30 protein-coding genes are annotated in these 24,158 nt (G+C 35.1%); 15 read left to right on the forward strand and 15 right to left on the reverse strand.

Going from position 1 to position 24,158, the window contains the following annotated elements:
* The first annotated feature begins 88 nt into the window (after window positions 1-88).
* The 6 genes from pstC to pstS (VEU72_09795) all read left to right on the forward strand — a co-directional run bounded on the left by pstC (window position 89) and on the right by pstS (VEU72_09795) (window position 6,168).
* Window positions 89-1,084, forward strand: a complete 996-nt coding sequence (gene pstC, locus VEU72_09770) for a phosphate ABC transporter permease subunit PstC (GenBank protein ID HYL67419.1) — start codon at window positions 89-91, stop codon at window positions 1,082-1,084.
* Window positions 1,081-1,998, forward strand: coding sequence for a phosphate ABC transporter permease PstA (gene pstA, locus VEU72_09775; protein ID HYL67420.1), 918 nt, complete (start codon window positions 1,081-1,083; stop codon window positions 1,996-1,998). Before pstC ends, pstA begins: the two co-directional genes overlap by 4 nt.
* Window positions 1,998-2,804, forward strand: a complete 807-nt coding sequence (pstB, locus tag VEU72_09780; GenBank protein ID HYL67421.1) for a phosphate ABC transporter ATP-binding protein PstB — start codon at window positions 1,998-2,000, stop codon at window positions 2,802-2,804. The genes pstA and pstB overlap by 1 nt, the downstream gene beginning before the upstream one ends.
* A 3-nt stretch (window positions 2,805-2,807) precedes the next feature.
* The gene (locus VEU72_09785; protein ID HYL67422.1) at window positions 2,808-3,434 is read left to right on the forward strand and encodes a phosphate uptake regulator PhoU; all 627 of its coding nucleotides are present in this window, start codon (window positions 2,808-2,810) and stop codon (window positions 3,432-3,434) included.
* A 163-nt stretch (window positions 3,435-3,597) separates the two neighbouring features.
* Window positions 3,598-4,743, forward strand: a complete 1,146-nt coding sequence (pstS, locus tag VEU72_09790; GenBank protein ID HYL67423.1) for a phosphate ABC transporter substrate-binding protein PstS — start codon at window positions 3,598-3,600, stop codon at window positions 4,741-4,743.
* A gap of 309 nt (window positions 4,744-5,052) precedes the next feature.
* The gene (gene pstS / locus VEU72_09795; protein HYL67424.1) at window positions 5,053-6,168 is read left to right on the forward strand and encodes a phosphate ABC transporter substrate-binding protein PstS; all 1,116 of its coding nucleotides are present in this window, start codon (window positions 5,053-5,055) and stop codon (window positions 6,166-6,168) included.
* A gap of 100 nt (window positions 6,169-6,268) precedes the next feature.
* Here the strand turns inward: pstS (VEU72_09795) and VEU72_09800 are convergent, their stop codons facing one another.
* From VEU72_09800 to VEU72_09810, 3 genes are read right to left on the reverse strand one after another with little or no spacing between them, the layout of a single operon-like run.
* Window positions 6,269-6,922, reverse strand: a complete 654-nt coding sequence (locus VEU72_09800) for a DUF47 family protein (protein HYL67425.1) — start codon at window positions 6,920-6,922, stop codon at window positions 6,269-6,271.
* A gap of 54 nt (window positions 6,923-6,976) precedes the next feature.
* Window positions 6,977-8,749, reverse strand: a complete 1,773-nt coding sequence (locus VEU72_09805; GenBank protein ID HYL67426.1) for an ATP-dependent DNA ligase — start codon at window positions 8,747-8,749, stop codon at window positions 6,977-6,979.
* 37 nt (window positions 8,750-8,786) lie between these two features.
* On the reverse strand, window positions 8,787-9,080 hold the full coding sequence (locus VEU72_09810) for a hypothetical protein (GenBank protein HYL67427.1): 294 nt from the start codon (window positions 9,078-9,080) through the stop codon (window positions 8,787-8,789).
* Between the two features lie 80 nt (window positions 9,081-9,160).
* Here VEU72_09810 and VEU72_09815 point away from each other — a divergent pair, with 80 nt between their 5' ends.
* Window positions 9,161-9,472 (forward strand): MarR family transcriptional regulator, encoded by a 312-nt coding sequence (locus VEU72_09815; protein HYL67428.1) that lies wholly within the window; start codon window positions 9,161-9,163, stop codon window positions 9,470-9,472.
* Here VEU72_09815 and VEU72_09820 read toward each other — a convergent pair.
* The gene (locus VEU72_09820) at window positions 9,460-9,843 is read right to left on the reverse strand and encodes a cyclophilin-like fold protein (protein ID HYL67429.1); all 384 of its coding nucleotides are present in this window, start codon (window positions 9,841-9,843) and stop codon (window positions 9,460-9,462) included. The two genes, VEU72_09815 and VEU72_09820, sit on opposite strands and share 13 nt — an antisense overlap.
* A gap of 52 nt (window positions 9,844-9,895) precedes the next feature.
* Between VEU72_09820 and VEU72_09825 the strand changes: the two genes are divergently transcribed.
* The gene (locus VEU72_09825; GenBank protein ID HYL67430.1) at window positions 9,896-10,414 is read left to right on the forward strand and encodes a DNA-directed RNA polymerase subunit K; all 519 of its coding nucleotides are present in this window, start codon (window positions 9,896-9,898) and stop codon (window positions 10,412-10,414) included.
* 61 nt (window positions 10,415-10,475) lie between these two features.
* The gene (locus VEU72_09830) at window positions 10,476-10,802 is read left to right on the forward strand and encodes a DNA-binding protein (GenBank protein HYL67431.1); all 327 of its coding nucleotides are present in this window, start codon (window positions 10,476-10,478) and stop codon (window positions 10,800-10,802) included.
* On the opposite strand, the gene VEU72_09835 is transcribed toward VEU72_09830, so the two are convergent.
* Window positions 10,799-11,215 carry a transcriptional regulator gene (locus tag VEU72_09835; protein ID HYL67432.1) on the reverse strand — a complete coding sequence of 139 codons (417 nt, stop codon included), beginning with the start codon at window positions 11,213-11,215 and terminating at the stop codon, window positions 10,799-10,801. The two genes, VEU72_09830 and VEU72_09835, sit on opposite strands and share 4 nt — an antisense overlap.
* Before the next feature lie 81 nt (window positions 11,216-11,296).
* Between VEU72_09835 and VEU72_09840 the strand changes: the two genes are divergently transcribed.
* The gene (locus VEU72_09840) at window positions 11,297-12,250 is read left to right on the forward strand and encodes an asparagine synthase-related protein (GenBank protein ID HYL67433.1); all 954 of its coding nucleotides are present in this window, start codon (window positions 11,297-11,299) and stop codon (window positions 12,248-12,250) included.
* Here VEU72_09840 and VEU72_09845 read toward each other — a convergent pair.
* The 7 genes from VEU72_09845 to VEU72_09875 form a co-directional block, all read right to left on the reverse strand.
* On the reverse strand, window positions 12,247-12,390 hold the full coding sequence (locus tag VEU72_09845) for a YHS domain-containing protein (GenBank protein HYL67434.1): 144 nt from the start codon (window positions 12,388-12,390) through the stop codon (window positions 12,247-12,249). The genes VEU72_09840 and VEU72_09845 overlap by 4 nt on opposite strands.
* Before the next feature lie 69 nt (window positions 12,391-12,459).
* On the reverse strand, window positions 12,460-13,566 hold the full coding sequence (locus VEU72_09850; GenBank protein HYL67435.1) for an aldo/keto reductase: 1,107 nt from the start codon (window positions 13,564-13,566) through the stop codon (window positions 12,460-12,462).
* 40 nt (window positions 13,567-13,606) lie between these two features.
* Window positions 13,607-14,494: a prenyltransferase gene (locus tag VEU72_09855; GenBank protein ID HYL67436.1), complete on the reverse strand. Its 888-nt coding sequence runs from the start codon at window positions 14,492-14,494 to the stop codon at window positions 13,607-13,609.
* Window positions 14,495-14,896 carry a DUF2203 domain-containing protein gene (locus VEU72_09860; protein HYL67437.1) on the reverse strand — a complete coding sequence of 134 codons (402 nt, stop codon included), beginning with the start codon at window positions 14,894-14,896 and terminating at the stop codon, window positions 14,495-14,497.
* A gap of 61 nt (window positions 14,897-14,957) precedes the next feature.
* On the reverse strand, window positions 14,958-15,791 hold the full coding sequence (locus VEU72_09865; GenBank protein HYL67438.1) for an arginase family protein: 834 nt from the start codon (window positions 15,789-15,791) through the stop codon (window positions 14,958-14,960).
* 68 nt (window positions 15,792-15,859) lie between these two features.
* The gene (locus VEU72_09870; protein ID HYL67439.1) at window positions 15,860-16,852 is read right to left on the reverse strand and encodes a biotin--[acetyl-CoA-carboxylase] ligase; all 993 of its coding nucleotides are present in this window, start codon (window positions 16,850-16,852) and stop codon (window positions 15,860-15,862) included.
* A gap of 43 nt (window positions 16,853-16,895) precedes the next feature.
* Complete coding sequence (locus VEU72_09875) at window positions 16,896-17,558, reverse strand: TlpA family protein disulfide reductase (protein ID HYL67440.1); 663 nt, start codon at window positions 17,556-17,558, stop codon at window positions 16,896-16,898.
* A 118-nt stretch (window positions 17,559-17,676) separates the two neighbouring features.
* On the opposite strand from VEU72_09875, the gene VEU72_09880 reads away from it, so the two are divergent.
* The 4 genes from VEU72_09880 (at window position 17,677) to VEU72_09895 (ending at window position 20,267) form a co-directional block, all read left to right on the forward strand.
* Window positions 17,677-18,093, forward strand: coding sequence for a hypothetical protein (locus VEU72_09880; GenBank protein ID HYL67441.1), 417 nt, complete (start codon window positions 17,677-17,679; stop codon window positions 18,091-18,093).
* 123 nt (window positions 18,094-18,216) lie between these two features.
* Window positions 18,217-18,627: a CoA-binding protein gene (locus VEU72_09885; protein HYL67442.1), complete on the forward strand. Its 411-nt coding sequence runs from the start codon at window positions 18,217-18,219 to the stop codon at window positions 18,625-18,627.
* Window positions 18,628-18,630: 3 nt separating this feature from the next.
* Entirely contained in the window at window positions 18,631-18,987 is a 357-nt protein-coding gene (locus VEU72_09890) for a hypothetical protein (GenBank protein ID HYL67443.1), read from the forward strand.
* A gap of 62 nt (window positions 18,988-19,049) precedes the next feature.
* Window positions 19,050-20,267 (forward strand): redox-regulated ATPase YchF, encoded by a 1,218-nt coding sequence (locus VEU72_09895; GenBank protein ID HYL67444.1) that lies wholly within the window; start codon window positions 19,050-19,052, stop codon window positions 20,265-20,267.
* Here the strand turns inward: VEU72_09895 and cysS are convergent.
* The 3 genes from cysS to VEU72_09910 are packed head-to-tail and all read right to left on the reverse strand — an operon-like array spanning window position 20,264 to window position 22,820.
* Window positions 20,264-21,679: a cysteine--tRNA ligase gene (gene cysS / locus VEU72_09900; protein ID HYL67445.1), complete on the reverse strand. Its 1,416-nt coding sequence runs from the start codon at window positions 21,677-21,679 to the stop codon at window positions 20,264-20,266. The genes VEU72_09895 and cysS overlap by 4 nt on opposite strands.
* A gap of 15 nt (window positions 21,680-21,694) precedes the next feature.
* Window positions 21,695-22,483 (reverse strand): NAD+ synthase, encoded by a 789-nt coding sequence (locus tag VEU72_09905; protein ID HYL67446.1) that lies wholly within the window; start codon window positions 22,481-22,483, stop codon window positions 21,695-21,697.
* 34 nt (window positions 22,484-22,517) lie between these two features.
* A complete protein-coding gene (locus tag VEU72_09910; protein ID HYL67447.1) occupies window positions 22,518-22,820 on the reverse strand; it encodes a Rieske (2Fe-2S) protein in 303 nt (100 codons plus the stop codon).
* A gap of 80 nt (window positions 22,821-22,900) precedes the next feature.
* Here VEU72_09910 and VEU72_09915 point away from each other — a divergent pair, with 80 nt between their 5' ends.
* Window positions 22,901-24,142 carry an adenosylhomocysteinase gene (locus VEU72_09915; GenBank protein ID HYL67448.1) on the forward strand — a complete coding sequence of 414 codons (1,242 nt, stop codon included), beginning with the start codon at window positions 22,901-22,903 and terminating at the stop codon, window positions 24,140-24,142.
* Window positions 24,143-24,158 lie beyond the last annotated feature (16 nt).

Consider the following 24,158-nt stretch of genomic DNA (forward strand, 5'->3'; position numbering starts at 1 on the left):
AAAGAACTTCTGACAATGTTCTATGGTATTCTATATAGATCTATATTCAACTATGAAAACTAAGAGATTATGGTCGAACGTCTGATATTTGTCTCTAGATGCAAAAATTGTATCTATGATGAGAATTCCATTAAAATCTGGTTCACGTTTTGTAGATAAATTTTTCAAAATAGGCGCTGCTATGGCTGCTACATATGTACTGGCAATCATTCTATTGATTGTAGTTAATCTGGTATCAGGATCTGCTCCAGTATGGCAAAAAGAAGGTCTTGGCTTTCTGACAGGCTCTGATTGGAACTCTGAAGAAGGAAGAGAAAGTTATGGTGCTGCTCCATACATACTTGGTACATTTGTTACTGCTGGAATAGCAATGGCGATCGGAGTGCCCATAAGCATAGGCATTGCAATGTTTTTGTCAGAACTTGCTCCTAAAATTATGCGGACTCCACTTTCATTAATAATAGAATTACTTGCTGCAGTTCCAAGTGTGATATACGGCTTGTGGGGGCTTTTTGTTTTTAGATTATATCTGAAAGACTGGGTTGAGACTCCACTTCATAATTTATTTGGAGATAACTCTGTAGTTTTCTCAGGGGCCCCTTTTGGTTTGGATATTTTCACAGCAAGTGTAGTTCTAGCTATTATGATAATTCCTACAATTTCTACGATTTCAAGAGAAATAATGCTTGCAGTTCCAAACAGTCAACGTGAAGCTGCTTACATGCTTGGTGCTACAAAATGGGAAGTATTCAGATTAGCTGTTATACCATATTCTAAATCTGGTCTTATTGGTGCTGCCATACTTGGTCTTGGTAGAGCAGTTGGTGAAACAATGGCTGTTACAATGCTAATAGGAAATTCTACTGGTGCAGCAGCGTTTCCAACTTCACTTTTCCAGCCAGGACAAACAATGTCAAGTATAATGGCAAATGAATTTGCTGAAGCGTCACAAGCAGGATTACACATGTCTGCTTTAATTGGAATAGGACTGATTCTATTTATCGTAGCACTTGGGATTAATATGGTGGCACATCTTCTTGTTGCCCGAGTAATAAAATCACATGAAGGAGCTGTGCAGGCATGATTACAGTTGAACAAAGGGCAGAATTTAGAAAACATTTCAGATATAACGTAGGTAGAAGATTAGTAATAGACAAGATTGTAAAAGGAGTTGTTTTTGGTTGTGTTGTTTTAGCTATTGTACCGCTAGGAAGTATTTTGATTGAAGTTTTCACAAATGGCTCTGCTGCTCTAAGTATAGAATTTCTTACACAGATCCCAGGAGCTGTAGGAAGTGCAGACGCTGGTGGAATAGGACCCGCAATTCAAGGAACTATTGTATTAATTGGCATGTCTAGTCTGATTGGTGTTCCGGTAGGAGTAATGGGAGGAATTTTCCTTTCAGAATATGGTGACAACAGATATGGAAGAACAATTCGATTCTTTAATGATGTATTGGCAGAATTTCCAACTATTGTAATTGGCATCTTTGCATTTGTTATGATCGTTCTTACTCTAGGAAATTTTTCAGTTTGGGCTGGCACTTTTGCACTTTCAATTATAATGCTGCCTATTATTACAAGAACCACTGAGGAATCACTTAAACTAGTTCCAATTACATACAGGGAAGCAGCATTTGCACTTGGGATAAAAAGATGGGCTGTAATTACAAAAATAATTCTTTCTCAAGCAAAAAATGGCTTGGTGACAGGAATTTTACTTGCTGTTGCAAGAATTGCAGGTGAAACAGCACCTTTGATTTTTACAATTCTTGGTAGTAGTCAGTTTATGGCTGGTTTTGACGGTCCAATTGATGCACTGCCACTTAGAATTTGGAGACTTTCATCACTTCCATATGATAACGCAGTGGCACAAGGTTGGGGAGCAGCATTAGTTTTAATATTAATGGTACTTTCAATAAATATCGGAGTTCGATATATCGTGTTGAGAAAGAAAGGAAGAGGACTCAAACTTAGGATGCTAGGAGGTGCTCTATAATGGAAACAATAGAAAAATTACCAACTAAAATTATTACTACAGAAAATCCAAAATACAAACTCATAGCAGAAAATATTGTTGCAAGCTACGATGGTGTTGTAGCAGTAAAAAATATCACGATGAAATTCCGAGACAAAGCAGTCACAGCTTTGATTGGTCCGTCTGGATGTGGTAAAACGACATTCTTAAGATGTTTGAACAGAATGCATGAATTAACAAAAAATGCCAAAATTGAAGGCAGAGTTTTACTTGATGGCGAGGATCTCTATACTAACAAACAGGATCCAATTATTAATAGAAGAAAGATTGGCATGGTTTTTCAAAAACCAAATCCTTTCCCCACAATGTCAATTTATGATAACGTTGCAGCTGGTTTGAAATTAAACGGTCTTAGAAATAAATCCGTGATTGATGATATAGTTGAAGGGTGCCTTAAAATGGTCTACTTGTGGGATGAAGTGAAAAGCGACTTGAAAAAACCAGGAATGAGTCTTTCAGGCGGTCAACAACAGCGTCTCTGTATTGCAAGAGCACTTGCTATACAGCCCGAAGTACTCTTAATGGACGAGCCTGCTTCAGCACTTGATCCAATAGCGACTCAAAAAATTGAAGAAATGATAAACGAATTAAAAAAAGAATATACCATAATTATAGTGACACATAATATGCAACAGGCAACTAGGGTTTCAGATTATACTGGCTTTATGTATCTAGGGGATTTGATAGAATTTGGGGAAACAAAACAAATATTTGAGAACCCTAGGAATGAAACTACGGCAAGATATGTACAAGGCCAGTTTGGATAAATAATGACGCGTCTTATAGATCCGCATCTTACGCACTTGTCTGAATTGATGCAACAAATGTGTGATTTATCTATCAAAAGCATAAACTTGGCCATCGATTCATATCTTGGTGGGCAAAATGCACGAAACGAGGTTCACGAAATTTCTAACCAAATATTGAATTTGTATGATCAAGTGGGAGATTTGACATTTGATATGATCTTAAGGTATCAACCAGTAGCAAGCGATTTTAGATTGATTAGATCATCAATTGAAATTTCATATGGATTTACTCGATTTGGAAGATATGCATATGATATTACTGTAGTGAGGGATACGTTTGGAGATCTTTCAGAATGTAAAAATGAAGTAATATACACACTTTCTGGTGAAATAAAACATATGATTAATCTAGCAGTACAAAGTTTTGCTAGACTTGATTTAGACACAGTAAAGCAGCTTTTAACAGATGAAGATCTTGTTGATAAATACTATAACAAACACCTTCCAACACTGATTAACTCAAAGAATACAAAATGTGCCCTTGCTGATGCGCTTGTTCTTAGATATCTAGAAAGAATAGCTGATCATGCTGCTTTCATAGGTGAATCTGTCACTTATATCGTGACAGGAAAGCGTAAAACTCACTAGTTAAATTTTCAAACGATATAGAAAAATTATTCGTTTCTGCCAATCCTAACTATATAGATTACTATAATTCTGGATTACTATGTAATCTATGGAGTTTAAATTAAATAACATGAGGTATCTCATAAAATTAGTGATAAAAAAAATTATTTTAGGTGTGGTTTTAATGCTTATCTTAGTCATACCGGCAACATCCCTTAACATAATAGCACAATCTGCATTGAGTCTAAATGCAGCAGGTGCAACATTCCCGTTTCCTCTAATTGATAAGTGGAGAGTTGAATATAACAAGATTCATCCAGACGTCACATTAAATTATCAATCAATTGGTAGTGGTGCAGGAATTAAACTACATACAACCAAAGCAGTTGATTTTGCTGCATCTGATGCACCATTACAACCATCTGAATCTTCTGCAGCACCTGGAACATTACATATTCCAGAAACGATTGGCGCAGTCACTATCACATATGACATTCCAGGAATTGCTAAAGGTCTAAAATTAACTGGTCCTGTTATTGCGAATATTTTTAGCGGTAACATAACTCACTGGAATGACAAAATGATATCAACATTAAACCCAGATCTAACCTTACCAAATCAACAAATTGTTGTAGCCCATCGTTCTGATGGGTCTGGTACAACTTTTGTATTTACAAGCTATCTTTCTAAAGTTAGTCCTGATTGGCAAACCAAAATTGGACAAGGAAAGAGTGTTCCATGGCCATTAGGAGTTGGAGGCTCAGGAAATGCAGGAGTTGCAGGAATAGTTAAGAGTACTCCGTATAGCATTGGGTATGTAGAACTAGCTTATGTGATGCAAAATAACATGACATATGCATTTGTTCAAAATGCAGATGGAACGGCATTTGTAGAACCAACTCTTGACACTATAGCAGCTGATGCAGCATCTGCGGCAACAAATCTACCTTCTGCAGATGGTGATTGGAGCAAAATATCTATAGTTAACGAACCAGGAAATAACTCGTATCCTATTTCATCATTTACTTATCTTTTGGTATACAAGGATTTATCACAAATAAAGGGAATGACCCAGGACAAAGCAAAAGCAATAGTTGACTTTCTCAATTGGGCAATTCATGACGGACAACAATTTTCATCATCATTGCTTTATGTACCATTGCCAGACGCAGTGGTAAAATTAGACGAACAAGGAATTTCACAAATACAATACAATGGTGGACCTGTTCCAGAATTTGGTACAATAACAGCTCTAGTACTTGCAATTGCAATTATATCTATAATCGCTGTTTCTGCAAAGACTGGACTAAGATTCGTACCAAAATACTAGAACAAACAACTTTTTCATTTTTTAGTTACAATTTTCAAATAATATTCAATAATAAAAATTCTATATGCAAATGATTTTTTCTAAAATATGTTTGATCATCTTGTTACTTTTTGATTTTATCGATCATTTTCATATTTTTTCATTAATCAAAATTTTTATAGAGAATTTTTTCTATCTAAATGTAATTTTGATTTCTATATAGATGTGATGTGTTATAGCTGTTTACGTAATCTATGGAAGTCATATGTAAATAACTAACATCGTCTCATAAGCTCAATGACGAAAAAAATCATTTTAGGTGTAGCATTAATGCTTATCCTAATAGTACCGACAACATCACTTAGTGCACATGCAGACACCGTACCACCTGCACCACTTGATAGTGACAAGTACACGATAAAAGCAGCAGGTGCAACTTTTCCATTTCCGCTAATTGATAAGTGGAGAGTTGACTACAATGCTCAATATCCTGGAATTAATCTAAACTATCAAGCAGTTGGAAGTGGAGCTGGCGTAAATCTCTACACTAAAAAGGTGGTTGATTTTGGCGCATCTGATGCACCATTGCAACCAAGTGAAGCAGTAAAAGCACCAAACACACTACACATTCCTGAGACAATGGGTGCAATTGTAATGACCTATAATCTTCCAGAATTCCAAAAAACTGGATTAAAGCTAACAGGTCCGGTCATAGCTGATATATTTTTGGGAAAGATATCAACATGGAACAACCCTGCAATTGCAAAGCTAAACCCAGGTGTTACACTTTCTGCAAACAAAATTGTTCTTGTACATCGTTCTGATGGTTCAGGTACAACATTTGCTTTTACGGACTATCTTTCTAAAGTAAGTCCGGCGTTCAAAGGAAGAATTGGACAAGGCAAATCAGTACCATGGATTACAGGAGTAGGTGGTTCAGGAAATGCAGGAGTAGCAGCAATTGTAAAGAAAGTGCCTTGGTCTATGGGTTATGTAGAACTGGCATATGCAAAAACAAACAAGTTTGCTGGATCCAACATACCTATGACATATGCATACATACAAAACCATGACAAGACTGCATTTTTGGATGCTACTGTGGATACTACATTAGCTGCAGGCCAAGGAGCTGTGACATCAATGCCACAATCTGATGGTGACTGGAGCCATGTATCTATAAACAATGCGCCAGGAGCTAACGCATATCCAATTGCAACCTACACGTATCTATTGGTCAATGAAAACATTGACAAGATAAAGGGAATGGATGCACAAAAAGCAAGTGATCTAGTTCACATGTTGTACTGGTTTGTAACAGACGGACAACAAAGATCAACAAAGCTATTGTATGTGCCATTGCCTAGCAGTGTAGTACAAATTGATGAAAGCGGTCTTCATAAAATAATGTTCAATGGCAAGCCAGTGTGGCCTTCCAGTGGATATTAGAAACAACTAATCCTTTTTTCTTTTTTAAAAATCTCTAACGAACGTTATAAAATGATAAAAATTTAAATTGAAAATGATTCTACTTGATTTGTCTTTTAATCTACAAACTCAAAGCTAACACAATGCAAGAATCAGAAACTTCAAGACATTTGTCAGACATCTCTTCAATTGCCTCGACAACATCTTTGAGTAATAACAACTCTCTTGTATTTGCAATTTCGTCTAAAACTTTGATGGTAAGTTCACGGTATTTTTCATCAACACTTCGTTCTATTTTTTGTGATTCATGAGCAAGATCAATTGCCACTATGGAATTTCCACTTAATGCCCGCACAATTTCATTTAGCTTGTATATTTGGTCTACAGCAAGCGCAATTAAATCCGAAATGTCTTTGTCAAGTTTTTCTTTTTTTAGAGTGACAGCTTTGATGTTTGATAGTTTGAAAGCAATTCCTGTGATAAATCCAGCAATTTCATCTGTGACATAAGCTGTGTGTAAAAGATTCTCTCTGTTCATCATAAGACCACCAACGTCTGCAATCTCCCTTGTTATCTTTCGACGTAACGATTCCACCTCGTCTTCTGTATTTTTTATTCTTTCAAGGACTTGCTTGATTTCTGCCTTGTCTGGTTTTATTATGAGTCCTGGTAATGTGGCAAGATCTCTTACTGCATTTAAGATTCGGTTTATTTCATCTTGCAAAACGGCAAGCGCCTTTCGCTTCGCTTGAACCTCTAATTCCCCACTATACATCCAGACGTTGTTTGTGATGGTAGCAGCTAATAATCGTTACGTAGATTCCTAATGTTAAAGGTAGTTTTGCTTCTCTTCCTGAACCACTCTTTTTTGTCCATTATACAATGAAATTATCTCTTGATCAGTTGTGGCATTTTCAGGAGTTTTCTCTAATCGTATCCTTCCAGTGAACTTTGGAAAACGAAGTGCCAGACCACTTCCCTTTCTAATTGCATCCATTGCTGTTTTGTGTATCGGACTAAGTGTGATTTCTGAAGCTACCACTTCAATTACAACTTCGGGCTCAAACCAAACATCTGCTTCAAGGCCGCTTTCAATTCTCAGATTTTTCTTTATAGTTATCTTGTCAGAAAGAATCTGATAAAACTGATCTAAACTTTCGTCAGTAAATCCAGTTCCTACTTTACATATGCTGGAAAACGTATCAGTTTCATTGTTATAAGTTGCAAGCAACAATGCTCCATATTTACCGGTCCTCCTACCTCTTCCATAAAATGCTCCAATGACAACAAGATCCAAACTGTCGCCTAACTCATTTCTATATTCGCGTTTGAGCTTGAGCCAGTTACTTCCTCTGGCACCAGCTTTGTAAGTGCCATCGAGTTGTTTTAACATCAGTCCTTCACACCCAACATTAATTGCGTTTTCTAGGAAATCTTCCACATCGTTATCGTTTTTTACAATTGTCATAGGTACGAGTTTTGCAAAGGTGTCTTCTTTTACTAGTTTCTCTAGTATTTTTCGTCGCTCTTTATATTGTATATCAAGACAGCTTTTACCGTCTACAAACATGATGTCAAAAAAATTCACAGTAATAGGATACTGTGATACTGCTTTTGCTACCCCGTATTTTCGTCTGCGGTGCATAAGTTCCTGAAATGCAAGAAATTCTCCAGAATCTTCATTGATTGCAACAGCTTCGGCCTCTAAGATCACTTCATTTGCCTTAATTGCACTACCAATTTTTTCAACAATATCAGGATAATAGTTTGTAATGTTTTCAAGACTTCGAGAATAAAGAATTATTTTTTCACCTTGGAGATGTACTTGTACACGTTCCCCATCTAGTTTGTATTCTGCAGCAAATTCATCGCCCATTTTCTCATGTGCCTCTTGTGGACTCTTGACCCTTTCTGCAAGCATTGGCCTCACAGGACTAAATACAGCAACTTTGAAATTTTTTATCGCATCTATTCCATCTTTTGCAACAGCTGCTGCTACCTTGCCCAAATCACTTGATACATTGTATGCATGTTCTAGCATCCCGCGGTTTTCTTTTGTTCCTGTAAATGCAATTGCAAGAGCGTCTAGAATAGTAAAATCAGCAATACCTAATCGTAAAGAGTTTGTAATTATCTTAAGGATAAACCCTGCTTCGATCGGGGTTGCATCATTTAAGAGACTAGAAATGTATTTCATTTTCATATCCTGAGAACGTGCTCCTTTTAATTCTGCAATCTTGTACAATGTATCATAAACTCTTTCAACCGTAATGTCTTGCGTAAGAAATGTTGTTTGTGTTTTTTGCTCCAATATTTTTGAAGCAGCTTGACCAAAATCTCCCACCTTGTTATATTCTTGCTGGATTTTTTTTGCTGGTATGCCAGCAGATTTTGATATTGCTTTTATTGCGATTTTTTCAGCAATGCCCATTTCTATTCCTTCATGATCAGGTCTTAACTTGCCCTGCAAAAGATAAACTACCTGTGAAATAATTTCTGGAGGAGTGATCTTAAATAAATCAACCAGATATTTTGTTAATTCTAGTCGTTTTGTTGTACCCTCCATGAATTTTAATGTCTCTGCTACTAGTGAAAATTTCATCTGCGGATTTTTACCAATTGTGGAATAAAAGGTTGAGTTATTTTAAATGAAGATGTGCTTTTATCTTAAGCCTAATTTCAGGTGACCTTTTAACAAGAATGGCGTGAAAATCTGATAATTCTTCAGACTCTAGATATCTTTTGTTTCTTGTCAAAAATCCATCAAAGAAAACTCCTGAGATGTATCCAATATACAGGCCAAATGCAAAGTCTACTAAAGTTGTTATTTCTGTAGCAAACCCTTTGGATTCAGCTAAAACCACCTTGGGATAATCAAGCGCATACACTATGACATCGTTAAGATTTTTTTCCTCAATTACATCTAATCCCATACCAAGACCGAGACTAGCAAATATTTAGGATTTCTGCACGCTTTGTTCGTTTATAAATAGGTCCTTACAAAAAAATCCACATGGGTGGAGCAAAGAAAAAATCTCCGGCACAAGCTGAAAAATCACAAACAGCTGAAGCTGCAAAGAAGGAAGGGCCAAAGAAAGGAGAGAAGAAAGATCAAAAGTCAAAAACTAACATCTCTGTAATAATTGATGAGAATCAAGCAATGAATTTCATTAAAAGTGCCAAAGTTTTCACTGTACAAGAAGTATCAAGACAAACAGGAGTAAAGATTTCTACTGCAAACGCCTTTTTACTGAATCTGTTACAAAAAGGATCAGTTAAAAGAATAAGTGGACATAGCGGACATCATATCTATCAGCCTGCCTGAGTTATCAAAAATACATCTCCGGGTTTTACTTCGTTGAGTGCATCAATGTTTGATGTTACCTTCCCTATGAGTGTCATTGATTTTGTAGATTCAAAATCATTTACAAAAAAACAGATGGATCCGTTTGCAGCCATAAAAGCAACATCACCCTTTTTGAATTGGGTTCGCAGTTTTTCTCCACCAGTGTTTACCCGAGTTTCCATATATGCAAAGCTGTTTCCCATCATGTGTGCATTTCCTTCCAATGGTACAGATCTAGTAAGATTACCGACTGTTTTTGGTGCCAAGTGACGTTTTAACTCAAATTTCAATTCTGATTTGCCTTTTATCTTCAAAATAGCCTCTATTTTTGAAACTGATCCTGTGCTCATTTTTCAAGAGGAGGATTATGAATTATATAACGTTTGTTTAGACAGTTGATTAATGTCCGATGAACCTGAGGAGATTATTCCAGATACTGAAGAAGTTCCAGCAGAGCCAGAAGAAGTAGAACCAGTAGTAGAAGTTGTAGAGACTGTTGAGGCTGAGGTTACTGAGGAAGATGGAGAGAAGGTAGTAGCAAAGAAAGAAAAAAGAGCAAAAAAGGGTGATCTTTCTCCAGAAGAACTAGCAGAGCAAGAAAGACTGCAAAAAATTATTGATGCGAGAGAGATAATTGAGATAGACCCAACTCATACACCTGTAGAATATGAAACTACTACCAAAGGCAAGATAATGATAGGTCCGCCCACATTAACTCGTTTTGAAAAAGCCAGAATTTTGGGCGCAAGAGCTTTACAATTATCGCTTGGAGCACCACCATTCATAACAATTCCAAAAGAAGTTGCGACTTCACTTGATCTAGCTTATACCGAACTTGAAAGGCGTGTTATCCCAATTACTATTAGGCGAGTATTACCAAACGGGGATTTCCAGAACATATCGATAGATCTTTTTAACTAATGAATGAATTATCGATAAGACTTAAATGAAATGCATAATTTTGGTGATGTGATTGAGCTTATTGAGTGAAATAAAAGAAGAGGAAACTCAACTTATTGGCAAACCTTCCTTTTCAAACGAAGGAAAGGTATTTGTAATAAGAGAAGAGCCTGTGATGGAATGTGCACTTGACGTATTAATGGATCTTGGAAATTCTGGTCAAGTCACACTGGTAGCCAAAGGTAATGCAATTCCTACTGCAGTTGCAGTAGCTAATGTTGTAACAGAAAACATGATGAAAGGAAATTCCAAAATTGTTGACATTTCAGTGGATAGTGAAAATGGATCAGGTAAATACGGGATGACCTTGATTTCTACTATAAAAATAATAATTGCTAAAACAAACTAAAACGAAGTTCCAGGTCCCTTTAACAACATATTTTCACATTCTTTGCATATTGCTTCATCAATGTTTGTCTCCAAATTGTGGTGAATGTCGCATATTAGCAAACTAGATTTTATGTAATTGCAAAGACCAATGAATTTTGAAAGACTTGCTGGTGTATATGCCATGTTTGATGAAAGATTGTTACAAATATCATTTATCATCTCTGATACTTCTTTTACTTCAAGTAGCTTGTTTATGAGAATTGGATCTCCTCTAGTTCCTCTCACGTAGTTGCTTATTGCTGCTTGTGTTACGCCAAGGAGCTTAGACACCTCTTCCTCACGTATGCTGTGCTCTTCAATGAGTTTTTTTGCAAGTATGGCACGTATGGCAGGTATCAGTGTTTTTGTTTCAATTTCTGCCGGAAGTAGCATAACAAAATTGCTTCTGTAAAATATTTAAAGCTAATCTTATTTGCCAAGATACCTTATTTTAGTGAGAAATTCAAATCTTAAATGTTGCAAGAAATTTGTTCAAATCTTCACAAACTGCTCTCTACAGTAGTAAATAATTGTAGATCAGAAAGCATTGCGTTATCGGGAGGGTTGGATAGTTCAATTTTGGCTTTTTGTCTAAATGATAAAAAAGTTAACACATTTACTACTATATCCAAGGACTTTATTTCTACAGATTTGGTATATTCGCAGTTAGTGGCAAAACAAATTGGATTGCCATTAGAGGTACAAACCGCATCAATAGAACAATTGTTATATGCTATAGATAAAACAATAAAAATTCTCAAAGTCTTTAATCCTATAGAAATTCGTAATGCAATTGTCATGTTTTTGACAATTAATATGGTAAAGGAAAAAGGCTATTCTAGTATAATTACAGGTGATGGAGCAGATGAACTTTTTGCAGGTTATCATTTCTTTCAAAAACTGACACCTGTAGAACTGCAAAAGGATTTGGAAAGAATATGGCAGGTAATGCACTTTCCTACTAAAGTAATTGGTGAATCTATTGGAGTTGACGTTGAAATGCCATTTCTTAATGATTCTATTGTTGAATATGCAAAGTCAATACCTGCAGATCTCAAAGTACGTGAAGAAAATGGTAAAAAATTTGGAAAGTGGATTCTAAGAAAATCTTTCGAAGGAATAATTCCTAAGGAAATAGTTTGGAGAGAAAAATCAGCTATGCAGGACGGTTCTGGAACTGCAGGACTGACATCATTTTTTGGTAATAATATTTCTGATTCTGTGTTTAAAGACAAACTTTTACTTTATCTTGAAACTGAGAAAGTGAGATTAGGAACAAAAGAATCTCTTTATTATTATGAGATATATCGCAAATATTACGACCCTCCTGCCTTTTTAGGAGTATCAAAACCCAGATGTCCAGAATGTAATGGTGCCATCCCAACAGGTTCGCACTTTTGTCGTATGTGTGGAAGTTTTCCTATCTAGTCTTTTTTCCACTTGTTTGGCTTTTTAACAAAAATACGTTTACATCCATGGCAACAAAAATAATACTTTTTTCCCTTGTATTCGTGTACTAACGCCAGGCTCTCATCAAGTTCAATTCCACAAACAGGGTCTACTGGCATACGTCACCTCGATTATCTTTTCTATTTAAAACTTCAGTTGATAATCATGATGTGAACCTAGCTGTATGATTATGAAGATAGCTTCTTGATCATATCTGTAAACTCTGTATTTGATAATGGTTCGATTTTAATTAATTCGAGATTCTCATTAACATGATCTGCAGTTTTCTGTCCTACAAGTGGAGCTATTATTCCAGGTGTAGATCTTACAAATTGTAATGCACGATGTGATGGTTTCTGTAGATTTCCAAATTCTGGTATTGTATTTGGTTTGAGAAGTTTTGCTTGCATAAGAGGAACGCTTGCAAAAACTCCTATTCCTAAATTTATTGCTGTTTCTAATATTGATGCTTTAGAATCATTTACAATCTGATTTTTCAAAATTAAAGCTTGATCAAGATACATGTTGTAAGGAAGTTGAATAAATCTAAAACCGTGTTCGTTTCCTCCTACCTCTTTTGCAAGTCTAATTACATCTGAAAGTAGGATATGTTGCGGATGTTCATTTGGTACTCTGAAACAATCCCAAGTTGCCATGCCGTAATATCTGATAGTGCCACTTTTTCTTTGCTTTTCATAAAATTCGAAAACATTTTTTAATTTCTTCATAAATTCTTCTTTTGGAATGTCTTGTAGTTGACCTTCTGCTGCATTGTGAAGATAAATCAGATCAACACACCCAAGTCCTAAATTCTTCAAACTTTGATTAAGTTGCTGCTCTAGATATGGTATTGTCATACAATGATACCCTGAAGAAATATCATTTGATTTGATTACACCTGGTTTGACTAGTATGTTGTGAATGTATTGCCAAAATTCTTCATTGACATCACCATCATTTGTCACATAGCCATTTTTTGTGCTAATGAACAACTCTTCTCGTTTGGCTTTGCCTTCTTCTAATAATTCTGATACTGCTCTGCCTACCGATCTTTCTGCTTTTTGAGAGCGATAATTTATTGCAGTATCAATTACGTTTATTGCAGAAAGAACTGATTTTTTGATAGCTTCCTTTACTAGATTATCCGTGATATTGTCAACATTTCCAAGATATGTTCCAATACCTATTGATGATAGAGTCAGTCCACTGAATAGTCTAAAATGGTTCTTTGCAGCAGACTGATTCCTTTTTGCAAAATTCAAAGTACCTTCGGGTGTAGCATAGCCTGTAATCATAACATGTCTTTTCTCATGGTTGATTTAATTGTAATGTGGTTTATTTTGGCAAAAAAAGAAAACTTAGGACAAGTAACAATCCTGTAATCCTGCTATATGATACAAACAAACCCATTGCTGGAACGATTTTATCAAGATCATCAAAATTTTGTTTCAACCTCAATCCTGATTTCATTAATAGTGGAATTGTAAGCAAGGTTATCAGTGAAAGAATTGGAAACACATGCGTAGCTGTTCCTAATATTATGACACCATATGCAATAATTGGGAAAACCCATACTGCATTAGATGCCTTTTTTTTACCTAGCATTATGACTAGAGTTTTTCTACCGCCTGCTTTGTCAGCATCAAAATCAGGAAACGAATTGACAAATAATACTAGTGAGGATAACACCCCGACAACAATTCCACCAAGTATGGGTTCAACTGTAATGTGAGAAGTTTGTACAAAAAATGTACCAAGTACAATCATGGCACCCTTTATGGCTACAAAAATTTCGCCTAATCCAGAATCAACAATTCTTGTGGAATAAAAGTAAATGGAAATTATGGCAAATACAAGTATGATTGCAATGGTTATTCCTTTTTCAAAAATAAAATAGCCTCCTACTGCAGAACCTATGATTAGGAAAATTATTCCAGCTCGGTAAACATCATTTGGTTTTAGTAACCCTTCTGGTAATACACCAGTACCGCCACTGAACTTGGTTCTTTGTGTTTTTGTATCTATGTTACGCTTGAAATCCCAATAATCATTAAGCAAATCTACGCTTGCATGCAACGCCATAACTCCGACAAATGTTAAGATGCCATATAGGATGTCGATGGTTTGGTGTTGCCACCAATTTATGGCAAGACCAAGACAAACTGCAATCACTGAGGCAAGAAGAAACTTTACTCTGATTACTCTAAACCAACTAGATAGCATTTACACTAAAGACTCGTCACTTATACTAAGTGGTTTTCTTCCCATAAATCCTTCGTCCTTTCCATGCCAGAATTTGATTTCGGTCTCCCCTTCTTTCCAACAAAGCCACACTTCTTCTTCAAACCTTTGTGATGGAAAATCTAGCAGACCTTCATCTATGCTTTTAATCATCACACCCATTTTCTCTAAATCTTCAATGGATTTATAAAAATCGGATAATGCTAAATTAAGTTCTTGTTTTTTTATTACATAATCTTTGAAGCTTGACATGTACTTTGGGTTGTTTTCCATTTCGCTTTGAATTTTGAAAACCTCATTTTTCATATTGAGAATATTTTTAAACTTTTTAATAACAACTGGAAGAATCTCATTTGCATCTTTTATACTAAAATATGAAAACATTAGTAAATTACGAAATGACCCAGTTAAAAGTATATATGCTGTTTTGCAATTATTTTTCTGATTAAATTGATGATATGATTTCTGCAATCATTCTTGATGCCAAGTGTGACGTTCTATCCTTAACATCATAATTTGGACAAACCTCCATTATATCTATACCAATTGCTCTTTTTGCAAGTGATTTGAGCAAATATATGGCTTCAGTATTACGCAGACCCATTGGAACTGGAACTGATACTCCAGGTGCATAAGCTGGATCTATTGCATCCATGTCAAAAGATACATACACATTTTTTCCAATCTTATTCGCTATGGTTTTTTCTGTTTCCACTATTCCATTTTTTATTATATCTAGAGGAGTAATTACAGTGACATCGTATTTTTTTAGATTTTCAATTTCTTCTTGTTCTGGGGTTCTAATACCAATCTGTAGGCTTGATTTTAGATCAATGTAAGATAATGAATCATAAAAGACCGAACCATAATAATTTTGAGTAGAGCCAATAAAATCAGGATGGGCATCAAAATAAACCAAAGAAATTGGGCCTAATTTTTTTGAAATTGATTTTATTATTTCTAAAGAAATAGAATGATCACCACCTATTGATATTGGAATTTTAGATTTTGAAATTATGTTATCTATTACGTTTCCTATTTCGGGTTTTTTCACATTCCCGTAATCATAAATTTTCTTTTTTATTCCTAAAATAGGCAATCCTAGTGATGTCTTGTCACCTCTGGTGTATGTGTCCCTGATGCAAGAAATTTCGCGAATCTTGTCTGGCGCCTCAGACGATCCTTTTCTTAGTGCATGTGATTTTGATTCGTCTGGGATTCCTATTATGACAATATCTGAATCATCAAAATTATTCGTGTTTGCCCAACAAATCTTCATCTGTATACTCTGAACTAGTAATTATAAAAAATTTTGAAATATTGTATCTATGAATAAAATGCATCTCTTTAAGTTATATCGCCTACAATAACTCTACGTATTTTATCTTTGCTTGATATGACAAGTGCACCATCATCATCTATTCTAAGTGCTTTTCCACTCAACTTTTCATCTGGCAATTTTATAGAAATTGATTTTCCAATTGTTGAAGATCGTTTTGTCCATTCTTGCATGATGTTCTTTAGATCATTTTTTAATGAAATTTGATAGAGTTTTTCAAGTTCTACAAGAAATCTTTGAACTAATTTTATAGGATTCATGTTTTCATTTTTCTTAAGAAGAGTCGTAACACCATAATAATTGGCTGTGTGCTTGATCATTTTTTCAATCTCAGTAGGATTAATTTTGAAATTAATTCCAATACCAAGTACCAAATAATCAATTTTACCAGATTCTATAGAGGCATCAATCAATATGCCTGCAACTTTTTTATTGCCAACTGTTACATCGTTTGGCCATTTCAATTTTGGTTTAATTTTTAAAATTTTTTCAATTGCAATGGCAAGAGCAAGTGAAGTAATGAGAGGAAATAGCGTAGACACTGAAATCTCAAACTCTGGATGTAAAATCAATGATAGCCAAATACCACCACTTGGAGAAACCCATTTCCTATCCAGTCTTCCTCTCCCATGTGTCTGTTTTTCTGAAATCACTATTGTTCCACTCTCAATTTTTTTTGAAGCAAGTTCAATTGCAAAATTTTGTGTAGAGTCAAGTGTATCAAAATAGTAAATTCTTTTACCAATGAATTTTGTTTGAAGACCATCACTTATTTCCCAAGGCAGAAGCAAATCTGTTGTTTTGATTAATTTGTATCCTGATTTTGGTTTTGAGTCTATCTTGTATCCTAATGATTGCAGTTTTTTGACATGTTTCCAAACTGCAGCACGACTTAGCTTTAGAGAATCGCTCAAGTCTTGACCTGATAGGTATTCTGATTTATGAGATTTGAGTAGAGTAACTATCTTGACAAGGGATGTATTATCAAATGAGGTATACACACAAAACCAAAGGCAGGTAGGGTAATTATTGTTATATTCTTGTTTACTCTTTTAATAAATTCTGGATTTTTTCTTCCAGAAATTCATTCTGGCCAAAGCTCACATCTCGTAGTATTCCCTTTTTATCAATGAGGATGGAAGATGGGGTTCCCCTTAATGCATATTCTTCAAAAGTTTCAGCTGAGTATTCTTTACTTTTTAGATATTGTTTGATTTTTTCAATTATCTCTGCTTTGGAATGTTCATCATATGCATTAAAATCCGGAACATTTGCATCAATGAAACCAGATATTCTTTCTTGATTTATTGTTCCTGTTTCTTTTATTAGGGAATCCATTCCTACTGGAAACGGAATTTTATAAGGTAATTTGTTCTCAAGCACCAAATGACCATATTGCCCAAGTGCTTTGAGAGTTTCTCCAATCACTTCTCCTTTAGAAAGCAAAAGCTCCAAGTTTTGTAATGTGTTTTTATCATAATCCTCAAAGGCAGTTGCCATTCCAAGTACAATCAATCCTTTTTTACGGTACTTACTGTAAATGTCAATAGATTGAGGAATTCCATACAGAAAACAACCTGGACAATTGACCTGAAAAACTTCTACAAGTATTACGTTATCTTTCTCCTTTTCGATGTTTGTTGGCAACCCTTGTACCCAATTTGAAATTTTAAGATTCGGGGCTTTTGCACCTATTTTTGCAACCATAAAGTAATTCTTAGATCTAATATCATTTTAAAAAGTATCTATTTGTTTTGAAAATGACTATTTATCAAGTACGAAAAGTTACGCAATTCTTTTATATGGCCTGACAATAGTCAGGTTAATGTCGTCTAAGTTAATGTTAGCACTGTTTGTTACAGCAGTACTTATGACATCAATTGCAGCAGTTACAATTCCTGCCGCAAGTGCTCTTACAAGCCGAAGTAGCTTCAATGATAACCACTATACGGCACTCTATCCTGGAGGTCCAAGAATTTGTGGCGATCATATTTGCGCACCAGGCGAGTATGACAAAATGCAACAGGCTCTTGCTGAAGCACAGATGAAAGGTAAGACTGGTTCTACAACACCTAGCACACCAACAACACCAACTACGCCAACAACCATGCCTCCAATGAACGGCACTTCAACAACAATGCCAGCAATGTCTGTTTGTGATAGTGTAAAAGCAACTCTTACTACTGCAGGGATTTCATCCACTGTAATAGCAAAAGTAATGGCTGATCTTAGCTGTAGTTAAAGAAACCTCTTTTATTTTTATTCATGAGATTCGTATAAGGTAACTTTTCATATTCTCTAGTTGATATTTGCTTGTCAAGTAATTCTTCGACAAGATATTAAACCAATTAATTGTAAGTTTGGTGTGGAAAAAGACGCTCATACTGATGAACAGATAAAAAAATTCTATGAACTAAAAAATATAGCTGTGGTTGGAATGTCGAAAAATCCTGAAAAAGCTGCGCATTATGTACCAAAATATCTTGCTGAAAAAGGATACAACATAATTCCAGTAAATCCCACTGCGGATGAAATTTTGGGTAAAAAGTGTTACCATGAACTTTCTGACATACCTGAACGTGTTGACATTGTTGATGTGTTTAGACCATCAGAACAAGTTATGCCAGTAATTAATGAGGCAATAAAACTAAAGCCAAAAGTAATATGGTTGCAAGAAGGAATACACAACATTGAAGCTGAATCTCTAGCACAAAAAGCTGACATTGAAGTAATTTTTAATAGATGCATGTTAGCAGAACATCAGCGACTCTTTTAAGACATGTCTGAAATTCCTTTTACTGAATTTTATGAATCTCTTGTTAAATTGGCAAAATCATTTGAAGAAAAAGATTTACTATTAAAGATTCAACCAGACTTGGAAGCAAACATAATAAGAATATATGGTGAAAAAACTGATTCTCTAGTACTTGCCAAGACAGGATTGGAAGGAATTTCTGAACTTGCTTATACTACTGCAGAACATCATCCGTATTGGAGTTTGATATTCAATTCATCACAGATTTTGAAAATTGTGCTTGAAAAATGGAATGATAATTTAACAAAGGAAGAACTTGATGAAATTTCATGGAATACAGATGAAATTAAGAATACTGCTAGAAAACTTGAAGAAAAATAAATATTTTCTAACTTGGGGTTTCTTCGGCAGAGATAAATATTCAAATTTCTGTGATCAAATCAATGCCAATTCGAATTGGCCTTATTGGTAAAACCAATACCGGTAAGACTACATTTTTTAACGCTGCAACTCTTTCCCATTCTGAAATCTCTACCTATCCTTTCACAACAAAAAAACCAGAAAGAGCCATGGGTAATGCAATAACTCCATGTGTTCATACTGAATTTAATGTTCAAGACCAACCACAAAATTCAAAATGTATGGATGGTTGGCGCTTTATTCCTATTGAATTAATCGATCTTCCAGGCTTGATAAAAGATGCTTGGGCTGGAAAAGGATTAGGTAATCAATTCCTCTCAGTCGCAACTCAATCTGACGCATTATTGCATGTTGTTGATGTCTCAGGAAGTGTGGATGCATCTGGAAAGATCACTGATGTAGGAAATGGTGATCCTATTGCAGATGTTTCAGACATTGAAGAAGAATTGATAATGTGGTACCTTAAACTTCTTGAAGGTAACAGAGATAAAATCTCAAAACTAATTCATTCAGAAACAGAACCATTGACTGCTTTGGCAGATGTATTTCGAGGAATTGGAGTAAAAGAAAATCATGTAAAAGAGGCATTAAAGATAACTGGTCTAGAAAACAAAGATTTTGATAATTTTGATATGCATGATAGTAAAAAATTTTCTGCGCGCTTGCGTCATATCTCTAAACCAACTTTGATAGTTGCAAACAAGATTGATTTGCCAGGTGCAGACAAAAACTTTGATAGATTACGAGAAAAATATGTTGACACGATAATTATTCCTGCAAGTGCAGATAGCGAGCTTTCTTTACGAAGGGCAGAACAGAAAGGCCTCATAAAATATGTGCCAGGCTCAGAGCAGTTTGAAATTCTGCACAAAAATGAATTAAATGAAAAACAGCTAGAAGCATTGAATTTCATAACGCAAGGTATACTAGGTGAATACATGCGAACAGGTGTTCAGTTTGCAATTAACGTGACTGTCTTCAAGTTGTTAAAAATGAATTCAATATACCCTGTGGCAAATGCTGAAAAACTATCCGACAAAAAGGGAAGAGTGCTACCAGATCTTATCTTAATGAAAGATGGATCCACAGTGGAGGATTTGGCAAAGGAGATACATTCTGACTTAACAAAGGGACTGTTGTATGCAAAAGATGTAAGATATGGAGTGAGATTGCCTACTGGTTATCAGTTGCGTGACAGGGATGTAGTATCTCTTGTTAGTGCAATGACAAAAAAATCCTAACTTTCTACACCTATTTTTTCTTGTTTTAACAAAAGAGTTCTGGTCTTATGATCAATTAACACTATGCCCATATCAGATATTTGCTTTCTGATCTCGTCAGCTTTTTGGTATTGTTTTTCATCTCTGTATTTATTACGTTTTACGATAAGTTCATTTATGATATTTTTTTCTTCATCTGAAATTTTTGATATTTTTAACCCCAGGATTTCTAGCATTTTCTCAAATTCTGGTATGATAATATTTGAAAATGATTGAGGTATATTTTTTTCTGATGCAACAAAGTTGTTTACATCCTTTACAAATCTAAAAAATACATTAAGGGCTAGAGACGTATTGAAATCAGAATTTAATGCTGTTTTAAACTCTTTTTTATAACTATCAGCAACCATTACCCATTGTTTATTTAAATCATCAAACGGTCTAACCAATTCGTCTTTCTCTGGTGAATTCAATTCGGCATAGCAGTTTTCAACCTGACGCCATTTTATTATGGTCTCTTTAAGGGCATCTTCTGAATAATCGATTGGTTTGGAATAATGTCCTGAAAGACAAAATAACCTAATTATGTTTGGCCCCCAGTTTTTCAAGACATGTTCAATTGATTTAGTATTGCCTAGTGATTTTGACATTTTTTCACTGTTTATTGTTACCATGCCAGCATGCATCCAGATTTTAGCAAAATTTTTTCCAGTATACGATTCAGACTGTGCAATCTCATTTTCATGATGAGGGAAAATGAGATCTCTTCCTCCACCATGGATTTCAAAATTCTCGCCCAGATATTTGAGACTCATCGCAGAGCATTCTATGTGCCAGCCAGGTCTTCCATCTCCCCATGGACTTTGCCAGTTTGGCTGATCACTTGCAAACTTCCACAACGCAAAATCTAGAGGGTCATTTTTTGTTTCATCAACTTCAATTCTTGCTCCTGACACCAGATCTTCTATCTTCTTTTTTGAAAGCTTTCCGTATTCTTTGAACTTTGATACGGAAAAATATACTCCGTTCTTTGATACATATGCAAAATTTTTCTCTATGAGACTCTTGATTAAATCTATCATTTCTTGTATGTGGTCTGTCGCTTTTGGATAATTGTCTGCCCTTTTGATATTTAGTCTATCAAAATCCTCAAAATAACGTGTAATGAACTTTGAACTAAGTTCTAATGGTGGAATGTTTTCTTGTTTTGCACGATTTATTATTTTATCATCCACATCAGTAAAATTTTGTATGAATTTGACTTTGAATCCATCTGATTCTAGGAATCTTCTTAGTGTGTCAAACACTATGATGGTTCTTGCATGACCTATATGACTTTCATCATACACGGTCACACCACAAACATAAATTCTAACAATTCCTGATGTGTCAAGATCTTCTTCTTTTGCTGTCAGGGTATCAAAAATTTTCAAATTAATCACTTTATTTTATATCTGACAAATCTTTGGTGTTATTCTCTTGTGTTCGTTATTTTTGTACATTTTGTAGATTTTATCAACAGCTAAATTATCAATGCCAGTAAGGTTAACTGTCTCTTGAATTGAAAATTTTTTATCAAATAAACAATAAAGAATTGCATCTATCTCATCATAATTTAGACCGATTTCAGCTTCTGCAACATGTCCCTCCCAAAGGCCAGGGCTGCTTTTCTTTGATATTATGGAATCAGAAATTCCAAGAAATTTTGCAAATTGTCTGATCTGAGTTTTGTAAAGTGATGCAATAGGTAACAAATCAGACGCACCATCACCAAATTTTGTAAAATATCCTATGAGAAACTCACTTTTATCACTAGACCCTAGTACAAGATATTTTCTAGCATTTGCATAATAATACAAAATGTTTGCTCTAATTCTAGCACTGAGATTTCCAAACGAGAATGGATTTGGTTCTAGGTACTTTGAATATTCTTTATTGATAAAACCAATATCAATTAACTTGTACTCTATACCTAACTTGTCTACAAGTTTTATTGCGTCCTCTGTATCGATTTTAGGTGTGGCCTTTGAATCTGGCATTATTAGTGCAAGTGATTTGTCTTTGAGAAATTTTGAACACAATACTGCTATAACAGCTGAATCTATTCCGCCGCTTAATCCAAAAACTAGTCCAAATGCTTGCCTTTGGGATACTTCTTCTACAAGAAATTTCCCAATTTTATTTTGTATGGAATCATAGGATTGTTTTGTAATTTCTTCTAAGATGCTCTGATTCAATAATTTTTAAACTGAGATTGCGGAATTAAACTTATCATACATCAATGTAAATGCCATCGTTTTTTGCTTCTACATTGTAAGTTTTTAGTTTGATTCCTTTGATGTAATCCTGTAATTCTCCGGTTTTAATGTTATAATGCCAAAAATGTAATGGGCATTCAACAATATCTCCTTCTAACTTTCCAGGTGCAAGTGAACCATCTTGATGAACACATACGGAATCTAGTGCATGAAATCCATCTTGGTTAAAGATCGCTATTCGTTTTCCATCTACCAAGAATTCCTTGCCTTTTCCTAGTGAAATGTCATTTTTTTCTGCAACTTTTTTCCATACCATTAATTTAAAACAAAATTTTGATCAATATTTAGATTGTTATTATGATACCATTTTATAGTCCTAATATTTGACTTCTTGATATGGGTAAAGTAAAGGATCCAAGCCTTGCAGAACAAGGTAAGACGTCATACGAATGGGCTAAAAACCACATGAAGATTCTTACAAATACAATTGGTCGTCTGAAGCGATCACAACCATTACGAGGTATTAGACTTGGTATTTGCTTACATATTACAAAAGAGACCTCTGTTTTAATTATGGGTGCAAAAGAACTTGGAGCTGAAGTAAGTGTATGTGGTGCAAATCCACTTTCTACACAAGATGATATTGCAGCTTTTCTTGATGAGAACGGAATTAACATTTATGCTTGGGAAGGCCAAACCACCGAAGAATATGATTGGTGTATTGAACAAATGCTCAGTCACAAACCTCAAATTCTAACTGATGATGGTTCTGACTGCCACAGCAAAGTACATGGGAAATCCAAGTTTTCATCTCTACAAATAATGGGCGGAACTGAAGAAACTACAACTGGTGTTATTAGATTAAAAGCATTGGCAAATCAGAAAAAACTCAGATATCCAGTTATTGCAGTAAATGACGCTTACACAAAACACATGTTTGATAATAGATATGGAACTGGTCAAAGCACAATTGATGGCTATCTTAGATCTATGAATTTACTTTTTGCAGGAAAACGTGTTGTTGTAGCTGGATACGGATGGGTTGGAAGGGGTGTAGCATCAAGAGCAAATGGAATGGGCTCCAAAGTTTTTGTTACAGAAGTAGACCCAATTAGAGCCTTGGAAGCTCACATGGATGGTTATGAAGTGCTTCCAATGGCAGAAGCCGCAAAGATTGGTGATATTTTTATCACTGCAACAGGGCAAACTGGAGTGATAAGAAAAGAACACATTTTAAAAATGAAGGAGGGTGCAGTGCTTGGAAATGTTGGTCACTTTGATGTTGAAGTGGATGCACACTTTTTACTTCATGGATCAAAATCAGTTAAACAAGTTAGACCCAATCTTGATGAATGTCTTTTGAAAAATGGAAAACGTGTTTATCTTATAGGAAAAGGCAGGATTGCAAATCTAGTTGCAGCAGAAGGACATCCTCCAGAGGTAATGGCACAATCATTTTCAAATCAACTTCTTTCTATGATACACATAGCAAAAAATCATAAAAAAATTGGAAAGAGAGTGATAACTGTTCCACAGGAGATAGATACGCAAATTGCAATCGATGCTCTAAATGCAATGGATGTCAAAACTGACAAGCCAACACCAGCTCAGATAAAATATGCCAAGAGTTGGGGATAGCTTAAATTCGCCTCAC

The organism is Nitrosopumilaceae archaeon (assembly GCA_035631875.1).
In the GTDB taxonomy this organism is placed as follows: Archaea; Thermoproteota; Nitrososphaeria; order Nitrososphaerales; family Nitrosopumilaceae; genus TA-20.

What these genes read in the sequence shown, in the direction of transcription:
- VEU72_09850 (HYL67435.1), bottom strand. Translation starts at nt 13,566, where the DNA reads ATGATTACAGGCTATGCTACACCCGAAGGTACTTTGAATTTTGCAAAA.
- VEU72_09825 (HYL67430.1), top strand. Translation starts at nt 9,896, where the DNA reads ATGTCCGATGAACCTGAGGAGATTATTCCAGATACTGAAGAAGTTCCA.
- VEU72_09815 (HYL67428.1), top strand. Translation starts at nt 9,161, where the DNA reads ATGGGTGGAGCAAAGAAAAAATCTCCGGCACAAGCTGAAAAATCACAA.
- VEU72_09845 (HYL67434.1), bottom strand. Translation starts at nt 12,390, where the DNA reads ATGCCAGTAGACCCTGTTTGTGGAATTGAACTTGATGAGAGCCTGGCG.
- pstS (HYL67424.1), top strand. Translation starts at nt 5,053, where the DNA reads ATGCTTATCCTAATAGTACCGACAACATCACTTAGTGCACATGCAGAC.
- VEU72_09865 (HYL67438.1), bottom strand. Translation starts at nt 15,791, where the DNA reads ATGAAGATTTGTTGGGCAAACACGAATAATTTTGATGATTCAGATATT.
- VEU72_09910 (HYL67447.1), bottom strand. Translation starts at nt 22,820, where the DNA reads ATGGTATGGAAAAAAGTTGCAGAAAAAAATGACATTTCACTAGGAAAA.
- VEU72_09915 (HYL67448.1), top strand. Translation starts at nt 22,901, where the DNA reads ATGGGTAAAGTAAAGGATCCAAGCCTTGCAGAACAAGGTAAGACGTCA.
- VEU72_09875 (HYL67440.1), bottom strand. Translation starts at nt 17,558, where the DNA reads ATGGTTGCAAAAATAGGTGCAAAAGCCCCGAATCTTAAAATTTCAAAT.
- VEU72_09860 (HYL67437.1), bottom strand. Translation starts at nt 14,896, where the DNA reads ATGTTTTCATATTTTAGTATAAAAGATGCAAATGAGATTCTTCCAGTT.
- VEU72_09840 (HYL67433.1), top strand. Translation starts at nt 11,297, where the DNA reads ATGTTGCAAGAAATTTGTTCAAATCTTCACAAACTGCTCTCTACAGTA.
- VEU72_09805 (HYL67426.1), bottom strand. Translation starts at nt 8,749, where the DNA reads ATGAAATTTTCACTAGTAGCAGAGACATTAAAATTCATGGAGGGTACA.
- VEU72_09785 (HYL67422.1), top strand. Translation starts at nt 2,808, where the DNA reads ATGACGCGTCTTATAGATCCGCATCTTACGCACTTGTCTGAATTGATG.
- VEU72_09855 (HYL67436.1), bottom strand. Translation starts at nt 14,494, where the DNA reads ATGCTATCTAGTTGGTTTAGAGTAATCAGAGTAAAGTTTCTTCTTGCC.
- VEU72_09800 (HYL67425.1), bottom strand. Translation starts at nt 6,922, where the DNA reads ATGTATAGTGGGGAATTAGAGGTTCAAGCGAAGCGAAAGGCGCTTGCC.
- pstS (HYL67423.1), top strand. Translation starts at nt 3,598, where the DNA reads ATGCTTATCTTAGTCATACCGGCAACATCCCTTAACATAATAGCACAA.
- VEU72_09835 (HYL67432.1), bottom strand. Translation starts at nt 11,215, where the DNA reads ATGCTACTTCCGGCAGAAATTGAAACAAAAACACTGATACCTGCCATA.
- VEU72_09820 (HYL67429.1), bottom strand. Translation starts at nt 9,843, where the DNA reads ATGAGCACAGGATCAGTTTCAAAAATAGAGGCTATTTTGAAGATAAAA.
- VEU72_09895 (HYL67444.1), top strand. Translation starts at nt 19,050, where the DNA reads ATGCCAATTCGAATTGGCCTTATTGGTAAAACCAATACCGGTAAGACT.
- VEU72_09890 (HYL67443.1), top strand. Translation starts at nt 18,631, where the DNA reads ATGTCTGAAATTCCTTTTACTGAATTTTATGAATCTCTTGTTAAATTG.
- VEU72_09810 (HYL67427.1), bottom strand. Translation starts at nt 9,080, where the DNA reads ATGGGATTAGATGTAATTGAGGAAAAAAATCTTAACGATGTCATAGTG.
- pstB (HYL67421.1), top strand. Translation starts at nt 1,998, where the DNA reads ATGGAAACAATAGAAAAATTACCAACTAAAATTATTACTACAGAAAAT.
- pstA (HYL67420.1), top strand. Translation starts at nt 1,081, where the DNA reads ATGATTACAGTTGAACAAAGGGCAGAATTTAGAAAACATTTCAGATAT.
- VEU72_09880 (HYL67441.1), top strand. Translation starts at nt 17,677, where the DNA reads ATGTCGTCTAAGTTAATGTTAGCACTGTTTGTTACAGCAGTACTTATG.